Source organism: Bradyrhizobium liaoningense (assembly GCF_018130825.1).
GTDB classification, from domain to species: domain Bacteria; phylum Pseudomonadota; class Alphaproteobacteria; order Rhizobiales; family Xanthobacteraceae; genus Bradyrhizobium; species Bradyrhizobium liaoningense_B.
On sequence record NZ_JAFCJS010000007.1, the window covers coordinates 318,591 to 331,799 of the forward strand.

The following is a 13,209-nucleotide window of genomic DNA, read 5'->3' on the forward strand; positions in this document are numbered from 1 at the left end:
GTTCGAAATTCAGGGAAAAACCAATGCGTTTTGTGTCTTTCAGACCGGCGACCTCAGTCCTCGCTGTCACTGCGCTGTTGCTCATCGCCACCGCGCCGTCGCAAGCGCAAACCAGGGCGGAGACATTGCGCTATGTGACGGGCGCATCCGTCAACACGCTCGATCCCAACATCCCCGGCTCGACCCGCGAGTCCTTCGCGCTGAGCATGAGCACCTATGACCGGCTGGTCGCGTTCGGCCGCAAGCAGCTCAACGGCAAATGGGTGTTCGATCTCGACACGATCACCGGCGAACTCGCCGAATCCTACGAGGTCAGCCCCGACGGTTTGAAGCTCACCTTCCGCCTGCGCAAGGATGCAAAATTCCAGGATGGCTCGCCCGTCACCGCCGAGGACGTCAAATGGTCGCTCGATCGCTGCGTCACCGCGCCGATCCTCGGCAAGGCGCAGCTGCTGACGGGCTCGCTGACGTCGGCCGATCAGTTCAAGGTGATCGATCCCCTCACCATCGAGGTGACGCTGCCAAAGCCGGACAAGCTTGCGCTGCCTAATCTCGCCACTGTCTACCCGATGATCATCAACTCGAAGGTCGCGAAAGAGCACGCGACGGCAGATGACCCCTGGGCGACGGCCTGGCTGAAGGAGCACACCGCCGGCAGCGGCGCCTATGCGGTCGAGAGCTTCAAGCCCGGCGAGCAGGTCATCCTCAAGCGTGACGAGAGCTGGAACCGCGGCTCGGCCAACAAGCCGGCGTTCTTCAAGCGCGTCATCGTGCAATCGGTGCCAGAGCCCGCGACCCGCGCCAACCTCGTCGAGCGCGGCGATGCTGATCTCGTGCTCGATCTGCAGGCCAGCGACGTGCAATCGTTGGAAGGCAAGGGCAAGCTCAAGGTGATCTCGACGCCGCAATACAATGCGATCACCTTTGTCTCCATGAACAACCAGATCCCGCCGTTCGACAACGTCAATGTCCGCCGCGCCATCGCTTACGCGCTGCCCTATGAGGACATGTTCAAGGCCGCCCTGTTCGGCCGCGGTTCGCCGCTGTTCGGCGCGAGCTGGGCGGACGGCAAGCCGGCGAACGGAATCTACCCGTTCCAGCAGCCGGTGAAGCTCGACCTCGACAAGGCCAGGGAATATCTGAAGGCCGCAGGTCTCCCCGAGGGCTTCTCGACCACCTTCAGCTTCAACGTCGGCCAGGCCTCGACCGCCGAGCCGATGGCGGCTCTGGTGAAGGAATCGCTCGGCAAGATCGGGATCAAAGTCGACATCCAGAAGCTGCCGGATGCGCAGATGTCGACGCAGATCAACGAGAAGAAGCTTCCCTTCTACACCGAAGGCATCGTCGCCTGGCTGCCGTCGACCGATTACTTCTACCGCAACTTCTACACCGGCAACCAGCGCTGGAACTACTCTTCGATCAACAATCCGGACCTTGCCGCGATCGCGCAGGAAGCGCGCTTCGAGCCGGACAAGGCCAAGTATGAGGAAGCCGGCCGCAAGCTCAACGCGATGCACTTTGATCTGATGCCACAGATCATGCTGTGGCAGCCGAACCAGGACGCTGTCATGGCGCCCTCGATCGAAGGCTACACCTACGAGTTCCATCGCCAGGTCGACTATCGCGACGTCAGCCGCAAGTGATATCGGGAAACGAGGGAGGCTCTGAAAGGTGACGACCGGTCTTGGCGCAACGATGGTGCGGGCGGGCAGGCGGCTCTTGTCGTCGCTGCCGGCGCTGTTCGGTGTGCTGGTCTTTACCTTTCTTTTGATGCGGGTCCTGCCGGGCGACCCCGCGGTGTTCTTCGCCTCGGGGCCCAATGCGGGCAAGGAGGAGATCGAGCTGATCCGCAAGCAGATGGGCCTCGACAAATCGGTGCCGGAGCAGCTCGTGTTCTATCTCTCCGACATCGGCCACGGCAATCTCGGCCGCTCCATGATGACCGGGCAACCGGTGCTGAAGGATCTGCGCGAGCGGCTGCCGGCCTCGCTCGAGCTCACCTTCACCGCGCTGCTGATCGCGCTGATTGCGGCGGTGCCGCTCGGCGTCATCGCGGCGCTGCGGCCGGGGTCGGTCGTCGATCACGGCGTGCGGCTGTTCTGCGCCCTCGGCGTCTGCGTGCCGACCTTCGTCTCGGGCCTGCTGCTCATCTACGTCTTCTACTATCTGCTCGGGCTCGCGCCTGATCCGACCGGGCGGATCGACGTCTTCACCTCGCTGCCGCCGTCACGCACCGGCTTCCTCTCGATCGACTTCCTGCTTGCCGGCGACTTCGAGGGCTGGTGGGCGGCCTGCAAGCAGCTGATCCTGCCGGCGGTCAGCATGGCGCTGTTCGTGATCGCGCCGCTGGCGCGGATCACGCGCGCATCGATGCTGGTGTCGCTCGGCAGCGATTTCGTGCGCACCGCGCGCTCCGTCGGATTGTCCTGGCGCAAGGTCGTCGTCACCTACGCGCTGCGTAACGCGATACTACCCGTCATCACCATCGCCGGCATCGTGTTCTCGACCATGCTGGGCGCCAATGTGCTTGTGGAGAAGGTGTTCTCCTGGCCGGGCGTTGCCTCCTATGCGCTCGATGCGCTGCTGTCGTCCGACTATGCGCCGGTGCAAGGTTTCGTGCTGCTGATGGCGAGCTTGTTCGTGCTGGTCAATCTCGTGGTCGATATCTGCTATGGCATCGCCGATCCCAGGGTGTCGATCGAATGACCAGCGCAACCCTCCGCCATTCGGTCTGGATCCTGCGAGGCAACCCGCTGACGGCCGTGGCCGCAGCCGGGGTGACGGTGTTCGTCCTGCTCGCGATCTTCGGCCCCTGGATCGTGCCCTATGATCCCGTGGTCTCCAATGTCTCGGAGGCATTGCAGCCGCCAAGCGCGGCGCATCTCGCCGGCACCGACCAGCTCGGGCGCGATGTGTTCAGTCGGCTCATCATCGCCGCGCGGCTTGATCTGGCCATCGCCGTCTCCGCGGTCGGCATCTCCTTCGTGATCGGCGCCGTGGTCGGTTCCTTCTGCGGCTATGCCGGCGGCCGGCTCGATCGCGCGGTCGGCCGCTTCGTCGACGTGATGATGGCTTTTCCGCTGTTCGTGCTGGCGATGGCGATGGTCGCGGCGCTCGGCAACCGGATCGAGAACATCGTGATCGCGACCGCGATCATCAATCTTCCCTTCTACATCCGTTTCGCGCGCGCCGAGGTCAATGTCCGCCGCAATGTCGGCTGGGTCGAGGCCGCGCGCGCCTGCGGCGAGAGCCATTTCTCGGTGGTGCTGCGTTTCCTGCTGCCGAACATCCTGCCGGCGATGGCGGTGCAGATCTCGCTCAATCTCGGCTGGGCCATTCTCAATGCCGCGGGCCTGTCCTTCATCGGCCTCGGCGTCAAGCCGCCGACGCCGGAATGGGGCATCATGGTCGCGGAGGGCGCGCGCTTCATTTCGACGGGACGCTGGTGGCTGGTGGCCTTTCCGGGCCTTGCGCTGATGATGGCCGTGCTGTGCTTCAACCTGCTCGGGGACGGGATGCGGGATATTCTCGATCCCCGCATGCGCACATGAGCGAGGAACTGCTCAGGATCGAGGACCTCCACGTCTCGTTCTCGACGCGGCGCGGTATGGTCGAGGCCGTGCGCGGCGTGACGCTCTCGGTCGGGCAGGGCGAGATGCTCGGCCTTGTCGGCGAGAGCGGCTCGGGCAAGTCGGTGACCGGCTTTGCGACGACGCGGCTGCTCGATGCCGCCGGCCGCGTCACCGGCGGCAAGATCCTGTTTCGCGGGCAGGACGTGACGAAGCTCCGGGGCGACGACCTTCGTCATCTCCAGGGCGCCGCGATGTCGATGATCTTCCAGAATCCGCGGGCGGCGCTCAATCCGATCCGGGCGATCGGCCTGCAGATCGCGGACGCGATCCTCACCCACAAGCGGATTTCCAAGGACGCCGCGCGCGCCGAGGCGCTGGACCTGCTGCGCGCGGTCCAGATCCGCGATCCGGAGGCGCGGATGAATGCCTATCCGCACGAGCTGTCCGGCGGCATGTGCCAGCGCGTCATGATCGCGATCGCGATCTCCTGCAATCCCGCACTCCTGATCGCGGACGAGCCGACCACCGGTCTGGACGTCACCACGCAGAAGGTGGTGATGGATCTGCTCGCGGACATCGCCGCCGCGCGCGGCATGGCGACGATCCTGATCACGCACGATCTCGGGCTCGCCGCACGCTATTGCCGCCGCATCGCGGTGATGGAGCGCGGCCGCATCGTCGAGGAGGCGAGCCCCAGGACGCTCTTCAGCGCGCCGCAGCACGCCTATACGAGGCGGCTCGTCGCGGCATCGCCGACCGCGACGTCCCGGATCGGGGATCTCGTGACCGAGGAGGAGCGGGAGCGTTACGCGACCGTTGTCAGCAAGCCCAGGCAGGAGCCAGCACACGGGACGCCGCCGCTGCTGGAGGTGCGCAAGCTCGCGAAGCGCTTCGACCAGGGCTCTGCTGCGGTTGCCGACTTCTCGATGACGATGGCCGGCGGCGAGAGCGTCGGGCTCGTCGGCGAGTCCGGCTCCGGCAAGAGCACGACGTCGCGGATGATCTGCCGTCTGATCGATCCGAGCGAGGGCGACATCGTGTTCGACGGGCAGTCGATCGGCCACGTGGCGGCGCGCGACTTCCATCGCTCGCGCTTTCGCAAAGACATCCAGATGGTGTTCCAGGATCCGAACGAAAGCCTCAATCCGCGCTACACGGCGTTCGACTGTATCGCCCATCCCCTGATGCGGCTCGACGGCATGCGCGCCGGCGATGCGCTGCGCAAGCGGGTGGAAGAATGCGCCGAGCGGGTGGGCTTGCCGCTCGACCTGTTGCCGCGTTTCCCGCACCAGCTCTCCGGCGGCCAGAAGGCCCGCGTCGGCATTGCCCGCGCCATCGCCTGCCGGCCGCGGCTCCTCGTGCTGGACGAGCCGACCGCCGCACTCGACGTCTCCGTGCAGGCGGTTGTGCTGCAGCTGCTCGATCGCCTCAGGCGCGAGAACGACATCGCGCTACTGTTCGTCAGCCACGATCTCAACGTCGTGCGCATGCTGTGCGACCGCACCATCGTGCTCCGCAATGGCGGCATCGTGGAGCAGGGGGAGAGCCGGGCGCTGTTCGACAATCCGAAGACCGACTACACCCGCAAGCTGGTCGAGGCGATTCCGCATATCGAGACCGGCGAGGTGCTCGCGGCTGCCCTCTAGGGACGTGCAAGTCAACGTGGGTCAGCCAAAAAGTCGGTGAGATCCCGGCTGGCGAAGGGGCATTGAGTGGCATACCATTTGCTTGCAAATGGGCTCGGTTTCACTTGCCCTTGGCCAATGAACAGCTGGCATCGCGGCACTATCGGGAGGACTTCATGGATCGCAGGACGGTATTGAAGGGATTGGCTGGCGCGGGCGGTCTGGCATTGACGGGCGGCCTGTCGGCCCCGGCGATCGCACAGGGCGCGGCGGCCCGCACCCTGCGTTTCGTGCCGCAGGCCAATCTCGCCAATTTCGATCCGATCTGGGGTACCCAATATGTCGTGCGCAATGCGGCCGCGATGGTCTGGGACACGCTCTACGGCATCGATTCCTCGTTCCAGCCGCAGCGGCAGATGGTCGAGTCCGAGGAAGTGACGGACGACGGTACGACCTGGACGTTCAAGCTGCGCCCGGGCCTCAAATTCCACGACGGCGAGCCGGTGCGGAGCAAGGACGTCGTCGCGAGCCTCACCCGCTGGGCGGCGCGCGATCCGATGGGCCTGATGATCAAGGCGCTCCAGCAGGAGCTCACGGCCGTCGACGACCGCACCTTCAAATGGGTGCTGAAGCAGCCTTTCCCGAAAATGCTCTATGCGCTGGGCAAGAACAATTCGCCATGCGCCTTCATCATGCCCGAGCGCATCGCGCAGACCGACCCGTTCAAGCAGATCTCGGAATATGTCGGCTCTGGTCCGCTGAAGTTCGCCAAGAGCGAATGGGTCCCCGGCGCCAAGGCGGTGTTCGAGAAGTTCGCGGACTATTCGCCGCGGCAGGAGAAGTCGTCCTGGCTGGCCGGCGGCAAGCAGGTGATGGTCGATCGCGTCGAGTGGGTGATCATGCCGGATCCGGCAACGGCTGCAGCCGCATTGCAGAACGGCGAGATCGACTGGTGGGAGAATCCGATCGCGGATCTCGTTCCGGTTCTGAAGAAGAACAAGAACATCAGCGTCGATATCGGCGATCCTCTCGGCAATATCGGCTCCTTCCGCATGAACTTCCTCTACCCGCCGTTCAACGACGTCAAGGCGCGGCGTGCGGTGCTCATGGCGCTGAGCCAGGAAGACTACATGCGCGCGATCGTCGGCGACGACAATTCGCTGTGGAAGCCGCTGCCCGGTTACTTCACGCCGGATACGCCGCTCTACACCGAAGTGGGTGGAGAGATTCTGAAGGGCAAGCGCGATCTGGACGCCGCCAAGAAGCTGCTCGCCGAGAGCGGCTATTCCGGCCAGCCGGTGACGTGTCTCGTCGCGCAGGACCAGCCGATCACCAAGGCGATGGGCGACGTGACCGCCGACCTCCTCAAGAAGCTCGGCATGAATGTCGACTTCGTGGCGACCGATTGGGGCACGGTCGGCTCCCGCCGCGCGCAGAAGACACCGCCCGGACAGGGCGGCTGGAACATGTTCCACACTTGGCATGCGGGTGCGGATTGCGTCAATCCGGCCCCCTACACCGCCATTCGCGCCAATGGCGACAAGGCCTGGTTCGGCTGGCCGACCAGCGCAGGCACCGAAAAGGAGGTCACGTCGTGGTTCGAGGCCAAGAATGCCGACGAGGAGAAGGCCGCCATCGGCCGTCTCAACAAGGCGGCGATCGATGACGTCGTCTACGCTCCGACCGGCTTCTTCCTGAGCTACACCGCGTGGCGCAAGAACGTGTCGGGCGTCACCAAGGGACCGTTGCCCTTGTTCTGGGGCGTGTCGAAGTCCGCTTGATCGTGCGTTGAGGCCAGATGCTCTCCTACATCCTCCGTCGCATCGTCGCGACCTTGCCGGTCATGGCAATCGTCGCGCTGTTCGTGTTCAGCCTGCTTTACATCGCGCCCGGTGATCCGGCCGTGGTGATCGCGGGCGATCAGGCAAGCCCGGAGGATGTGGAACGCATCCGCCAGAGCCTCGGCCTCGACCGGCCCTTCCTGGTCCAGTTCGGAAGCTGGGTCTGGCGCATCCTGCATGGTGATCTCGGCACCTCGATCTTCACCAATCTGCCGGTCTCGGCGATGATCGGGCAGCGTCTCGGACCGACGCTGTCGCTGATGATCGTCACGCTGCTGCTCACGATCGTGGTGGCGGTGCCGCTCGGCGTGGTGGCGGCGTGGAAGGCCGGCAGCCTGATCGACCGCGTCATCATGGGCTTTGCCGTGTTCGGCTTCTCGCTGCCCGTCTTCGTGGTCGGCTACATGCTCGCCTACATTTTCGCGCTCGAGCTCGAATGGCTCCCGGTGCAGGGCTACACGCCGCTGACCCAGGGTTTCTGGCCGTGGCTGGAAAACCTGATCCTGCCGGCGATCGCGCTCGGCTGTGTCTACATCGCGCTGGTCGCGCGCATCACGCGCGCCGCCATGCTCGAAGTCCTGCAGCAGGATTATATCCGCACCGCCAAGGCCAAGGGCCTGGGGCAGGGCGGCATCCTGTTCATTCATGCGCTGAAGAACGCTGCGGTGCCGATCGTGACCGTGATCGGGATCGGCATCGCGCTGCTGATCGGCGGCGCGGTCGTCACCGAAAGCGTGTTCGCGATTCCCGGCCTCGGCCGGCTCACGATCGATGCGATCCTGCGCCGCGACTATCCCGTCATCCAGGGCATCGTGCTGCTGTTCAGCTTCGTCTACGTCCTCGTCAATCTGATGATCGACGTCACCTATACGCTCGTTGACCCGAGGATCCGCTATTGACCGACACCACCGTCAATCCGCAATCGCTTCCGGCCGGCCTCGTTCTCGCGCCGCAACTGCCGGAGATCCTCCGGCCGGTCAAGATCCGGCGCGGCTTCATCGGCCTGTTGCGCGGCCATCCGACGGTCGCGATCGGCGGCGCGCTGCTGCTGAGCCTGGTGCTGATCGCGATCTTCGCGCCCTATCTCGGAACCGTCGATCCGACCGCGCTTGCGCCGGCAAAACGTACGCGCGCGCCGTCGGCCGATTTCTGGTTCGGCACCGATGTGCTCGGCCGCGACATCTATTCGCGCGTGCTGTTTGGCGCCCGGGTCTCGCTGACGGTCGGCCTGTCGGTCGCGATCTTCGCGTCCGCCGCCGGTCTCGCCATCGGCATCGTCTCCGGCTTCATCCGCTGGGCCGATGGCATTTTGATGCGCTTCATGGACGGCCTGATGTCGATCCCGCCGATCCTGCTGGCGATCGCGCTGATGGCGTTGACGCGCGGCAGCGTCGGCAACGTCATCCTCGCGATCACCATCGCCGAGATTCCGCGCGTCTCGCGCCTCGTCCGCAGCGTCGTGCTGTCGCTGCGCGAGCAGCCTTATGTGGACGCGGCGGTCGCCTGCGGCACACGCACGCCGATGATCATCATCCGCCACATCCTGCCCAACACGCTCGCGCCGATGCTGGTGCAGGCGACCTATATCTGCGCCAGCGCCATGATCACGGAGGCGATCCTGTCCTTCATCGGCGCCGGCACGCCGCCCACCATTCCCTCCTGGGGCAACATCATGGCCGAGGGCCGCGCGCTGTGGCAGGTCAAGCCCTACATCGTGTTCTTCCCTGCGGTGTTCCTGTCCGTCACCGTGCTCGCGGTGAACCTGCTCGGCGACGGCCTTCGCGATGCGCTCGATCCGCGCATGGCCAAGAGCCTGTGATAGTGCGGGGCTGATCAGATGGCATTGCTCGAAGTCGAGAACCTCCAGACCCATTTCCGCACCCCCGGTGGCATCAACCGCGCGGTCGACGGTGTGTCCTTCCACGTCAACGAGGGCGAGACGCTCGCCATCGTCGGCGAATCCGGCTGCGGCAAGTCGGTGACCTCGATGTCGCTGATGCGGCTGGTCCCGGAGCCGCCGGGCCGGATCGCCGGCAGCATCCGCTTTGCCGGCAAGGATCTCCTGAAGCTGTCCGATCGCGAGATGCGCGCGATCCGCGGCAACGACATTTCGATGATCTTCCAGGAACCGATGACCAGCCTCAATCCGGTGCTGACCGTCGGCCGCCAGATCCGCGAGACCTTGATGATCCATCAGGGCCTCGACAAGCAGGCCGCCGAGGCGCACGCGATCGAGATGCTGACGCTGGTCGGCATTCCCGAGCCGAAGCGGCGCGTGCGCGAATATCCGCACCAGCTCTCCGGCGGCATGCGCCAGCGCGTGATGATCGCGGTGGCGCTGGCCTGCAATCCAAAACTGCTGATCGCGGACGAGCCGACCACGGCGCTCGACGTCACCATCCAGGCGCAGATCCTCAAGCTGATGCTGGATCTCAAGCGCCGGGTCGGCGCGGCCATCATCCTGATCACCCATGATCTCGGCGTCGTCGCCGAGATCGCCGAGCGCGTCATGGTCATGTACGCCGGCCGCAAGGTCGAGGAAGCGCCGGTTGCGGAACTGTTCCGCTCGCCGCGTCATCCCTATACGCAAGGTCTGCTCGGCGCGGTGCCGAAGCTCGGCTCCTCGCTCGCGGGCACCGCGACGCGGCTCGCCGAGATTCCAGGGCAGGTGCCGGATCTCCGCAAGCCGATCACCGGCTGCGTCTTTGCCGGGCGCTGTGCGCTCGCGACCGATCTCTGCCGCCAACATGCGCCGGGGCTGGAAGAGAAGGGCCCCCGTCACATCGCGGCCTGTCATTACGCCGCCAAGGGAGCGATCGCGGCATGAGTCCTCCGCTGCTCCAGGTCAACGACCTCAAGAAGCATTTTCCGATCAACAAGGGCCTGTTCGGGCGACAAACCGAATTCGTCTATGCAGTCGACGGCGTGTCGTTCGAGATCGCCCGCGGCGAGACCTTGTCGCTGGTCGGCGAATCCGGCTGCGGCAAATCGACGGTCGGCCGCGCCATCCTGCGGCTGTTCGAGATCACTTCGGGTCAGGTCATCCTCGACGGCCAGAGGATCGACGACGCGCATCCGAGCACGATGCGCCAGATGCGCCGCCGTGTGCAGGTCGTGTTCCAGGACCCGTTCTCCAGCCTCAACCCGCGCATGCGCGTGCGCGACATCCTGGCTGAGCCGATCCGCAATTTCGGCCTCGCCAAATCCAAGGAGGATCTCGAGGTTCGCGTCACGGAGCTGATGGACACCGTACGTTTGCCGCGCGAGGCGCTGAACCGCCGACCGCACGAATTCTCCGGCGGCCAGCGCCAGCGCATCGGCATCGCGCGCGCGCTCGCGGCCGAGCCCGAGCTGATCGTGTGCGACGAGGCGGTCTCGGCGCTCGACGTCTCGGTCAAGGCGCAGGTCGTCAATCTGCTGCAGGACCTTCAGCAGAAATTCGGCCTCGCGCTGCTGTTCATCAGCCATGACCTCGCCATCGTCGAGCACATGACCCATCGCGTCGCGGTGATGTATCTCGGCAAGATCGTCGAGGTGGCGCCGCGCCGCGAGATCTTTGCCGCGCCGAGGCATCCCTACACCAAGGCGCTGCTCTCGGCGGTGCCGCTGCCCGAGCCCGGCGCCCAGCGCAATCCGATCATCCTCGGCGGCGACGTGCCGAGCCCGATCAATCCGCCGAAGGGATGCCGCTTCCACACCCGCTGCCCGTTCGTGTTCGACCGGTGCCGGACCGAGGAGCCGACGCTCCGCGCGGCCGGAGACGAGCAGTGGGTGGCGTGCCACCTCGATGCATTGCCGGCGGGGTGAGGCCCGGCTGCGCCGCTAGCTGATGGCGGTCAAGGCGCGGCGGATGGAAGCAAAAATGTCGCCGATCTGCTCCTCGGTGATGATCAGGGGCGGCGAGATCAGCAGTGTGTCGCCGCTGCCGCGGATCAGGATGCCATCCTCATAGCAGCGATTGGCGCATTCGCTGCCGCGCGCGCCCGGTGCGCCCTCGCGCGGTTTCAGGTCGATCGCGGCGAGCAGCCCGATGTTGCGGATGTCGATGACATAAGGGAGGTCGCGCAAGCCGTGCGCGTGGTTTTCCCACACCGGTGCGAGGCGGCGCGCCCGCTCGAACAGGCCGAGATCCTGATACACGTCGAGCGCGGCAAGGCCGGCCGCGCAGGCCAGCGGATGTGCCGAATAGGTGTAGCCGTGGAACAGCTCGATCGCGTTGTCCGGCCCCTGCATCAGCGCGTCATAGACGTTGCCGCTGACGATGACGCCGCCCATCGGCACGGCGGCGTTGGTCATGCCCTTGGCGCAGGTGATGAGGTCAGGTGTCACGCCGAAGGCATTGGCGCCGAACGCCGCGCCGAGGCGCCCGAAGCCGGTGATGACCTCGTCGAAGATCAGGAGAATGCCGTGCTGGTCGCAGATCTGGCGCAGCCGCTCGAGATAGCCGACCGGTGGCGGCAGCACGCCGCCGGAGCCGGTGACAGGCTCGACGATGACGGCGGCGATGGTCGAGGGATCGTGGATCTGCAGCAGCTTTGACAGCTCGTCGGCGAGATGCGCGCCCCATTGCGGCTGGCCGCGCGAGAACGCGGCATGCTCGGGATCATGGGTGTGCGGGAGGTGGTCGACCTCCGGCAGCAGCGGGCCGAAATCCCTGCGGTGGCGGACGATGCCGCTGACCGAGAGACCGCCCCAGCCCATGCCGTGATAGGCTTTTGCGCGCGAGATGAAACGGATGCGGCTGGCTTCGCCGCGGGCGCGGTGATAGCCGCGCGCGATCTTCAGGGCGGTATCGACCGATTCCGAGCCGGAATTGGTGAAGAAGACGTGGTCGAGGCCGGCGGGCGCGATCTCGGTGATGCGGCGGGCGAGCTCGAAGGCGGCTGGATGGCTCATCTGGAACGAGGAGACGAAGTCGAGCTTCGCCGCCTGCGCCTGGATCGCCTCGACGATGCGCCTTTGCGCATGTCCCGCGTTCACGCACCACAGCCCCGCCATGCCGTCGAGAATGCGCCGGTTGTCGTCGGTGAGGTAGTGCATGCCTTCGGCGCCGACGAAGATGCGCGGCTTCGACTTGAACTGCCGGTTTGGCGTCATCGGCAGCCAGAACGGCTCCATGGCCTCGCGGGTGAGGGGGCTGTTGGAAGCGAAGGCATTCATGGTCATGGCAACTCTTGCAAACGTCAGGAGGCTTTGGATGGCGTGTTGGAATTGGCGGGGCTGCGCTTGAGCTTTGCCGCGCCCTCGAGATGCCGGCGCAGTAGCGCAGCTGCGGCCTCGTTCTGGCCGGCTTCGAGCTGGTCGAGGATGGCGAGATGCTCGCGGCAGTTCACGATCACGCGCTCATGGCCGAAGGTCCAGTCGTAGTTGCCGAAGCGCCGCAGCCGGTTCTGCTGTTGAACCGCGACCAGCAGATAGCGGTTGCCCGATGCAGCGGCGAGGCCTTCGTGAAAGGCCGCGTTCATCTCGTAGAGCGCGATGCTGGCGGTATCGCTCCACGGCATCGCCAGCATCTCCTGATGACGGCGGCGCATCTCGGCCGCCCAGGCCGGATCGAGCTTGAATCCCGGTTCGAGCAGAGCGGCCGGCTCGATCAGCAGACGGTATCGGTAACTCTCGTCGCGCGCCTGCGTATCGGCGAGCGTCGGCTGGAAGCGCCAGCCATGGCCGGGCTTGCGCTGGACCGCGGCGACCTCGGCAAGCTTGCTGAGCACGCGCTGCACGATCGGCCGCGTCGCATCGTAGCGCTGCATCAGGTCGCGCTCGGACACTTCCTCCGGCAGCCGGCCGGCGCGGCGGTCGCGCGCGATGGCGAGGAACAGCCGATCGGTATCGTCGGGACTGGGCTTCGGCGGTGCCTTGTGGGAGGCGGGGGCGGCCTCGGCGACGAAATAGCCGCGGCTGGCACCGGCATGCACGAGCTTGCGCCGCGCCAGCAGCTTCAGCGCAGCGCGCACCGGCGTGCGTGAGACATGGAGGCGCTCGGCGAGCGCGACTTCGGCAAGGCGCGTGCCGGGCGCGAGCCCTTCACTCCGGATCAGGTCCATGATCCCGGCCGACAGTTCCCGCTGAAGACGGCTTGGCGACGCTTTTTCCACGGCGGATTTCGCGGTCGAAGATTTTTGTTTCATGTCATCACAAAATACATTAGGCTTCATGAGAAAGCAAAAG

The 13,209-nt window shown here is 65.6% G+C and carries 11 protein-coding genes; 9 read left to right on the top strand and 2 right to left on the bottom strand.

The genetic code is table 11. From position 1 onward, the window contains the following. Nucleotides 1-23: 23 nt before the first annotated feature. The 9 genes from JQ603_RS29005 (at nucleotide 24) to JQ603_RS29045 (ending at nucleotide 10,845) form a co-directional block, all read left to right on the top strand. Nucleotides 24-1,643, top strand: coding sequence for an ABC transporter substrate-binding protein (locus JQ603_RS29005; RefSeq protein WP_212344470.1), 1,620 nt, complete (start codon nucleotides 24-26; stop codon nucleotides 1,641-1,643). Between the two features lie 28 nt (nucleotides 1,644-1,671). Then, nucleotides 1,672-2,706, top strand: a complete 1,035-nt coding sequence (locus JQ603_RS29010; protein ID WP_212344472.1) for an ABC transporter permease — start codon at nucleotides 1,672-1,674, stop codon at nucleotides 2,704-2,706. Then, on the top strand, nucleotides 2,703-3,551 hold the full coding sequence (locus tag JQ603_RS29015; RefSeq protein ID WP_212344475.1) for an ABC transporter permease: 849 nt from the start codon (nucleotides 2,703-2,705) through the stop codon (nucleotides 3,549-3,551). Before JQ603_RS29010 ends, JQ603_RS29015 begins: the two co-directional genes overlap by 4 nt. Continuing rightward, nucleotides 3,548-5,218: a nickel ABC transporter ATP-binding protein NikE gene (gene nikE / locus JQ603_RS29020; protein WP_212344478.1), complete on the top strand. Its 1,671-nt coding sequence runs from the start codon at nucleotides 3,548-3,550 to the stop codon at nucleotides 5,216-5,218. Before JQ603_RS29015 ends, nikE begins: the two co-directional genes overlap by 4 nt. Nucleotides 5,219-5,373: 155 nt before the next feature. Then, nucleotides 5,374-6,978 carry an ABC transporter substrate-binding protein gene (locus JQ603_RS29025; protein WP_212344481.1) on the top strand — a complete coding sequence of 535 codons (1,605 nt, stop codon included), beginning with the start codon at nucleotides 5,374-5,376 and terminating at the stop codon, nucleotides 6,976-6,978. A 17-nt stretch (nucleotides 6,979-6,995) separates the two neighbouring features. After that, a complete protein-coding gene (locus JQ603_RS29030; RefSeq protein ID WP_211400951.1) occupies nucleotides 6,996-7,937 on the top strand; it encodes an ABC transporter permease in 942 nt (313 codons plus the stop codon). Further along, complete coding sequence (locus tag JQ603_RS29035) at nucleotides 7,934-8,857, top strand: ABC transporter permease (RefSeq protein ID WP_212344484.1); 924 nt, start codon at nucleotides 7,934-7,936, stop codon at nucleotides 8,855-8,857. The genes JQ603_RS29030 and JQ603_RS29035 overlap by 4 nt, the downstream gene beginning before the upstream one ends. An 18-nt stretch (nucleotides 8,858-8,875) precedes the next feature. After that, nucleotides 8,876-9,865 carry an ABC transporter ATP-binding protein gene (locus JQ603_RS29040; protein WP_212344486.1) on the top strand — a complete coding sequence of 330 codons (990 nt, stop codon included), beginning with the start codon at nucleotides 8,876-8,878 and terminating at the stop codon, nucleotides 9,863-9,865. Next, nucleotides 9,862-10,845, top strand: coding sequence for an ABC transporter ATP-binding protein (locus JQ603_RS29045; protein WP_211410786.1), 984 nt, complete (start codon nucleotides 9,862-9,864; stop codon nucleotides 10,843-10,845). Before JQ603_RS29040 ends, JQ603_RS29045 begins: the two co-directional genes overlap by 4 nt. Before the next feature lie 15 nt (nucleotides 10,846-10,860). On the opposite strand, the gene JQ603_RS29050 is transcribed toward JQ603_RS29045, so the two are convergent. Both JQ603_RS29050 and JQ603_RS29055 read right to left on the bottom strand, forming a co-directional pair. After that, nucleotides 10,861-12,204: an aspartate aminotransferase family protein gene (locus JQ603_RS29050; RefSeq protein WP_212344494.1), complete on the bottom strand. Its 1,344-nt coding sequence runs from the start codon at nucleotides 12,202-12,204 to the stop codon at nucleotides 10,861-10,863. Nucleotides 12,205-12,221: 17 nt separating this feature from the next. Continuing rightward, nucleotides 12,222-13,196, bottom strand: coding sequence for a GntR family transcriptional regulator (locus tag JQ603_RS29055; RefSeq protein ID WP_349630762.1), 975 nt, complete (start codon nucleotides 13,194-13,196; stop codon nucleotides 12,222-12,224). Between the last annotated feature and the right edge of the window lie 13 nt (nucleotides 13,197-13,209).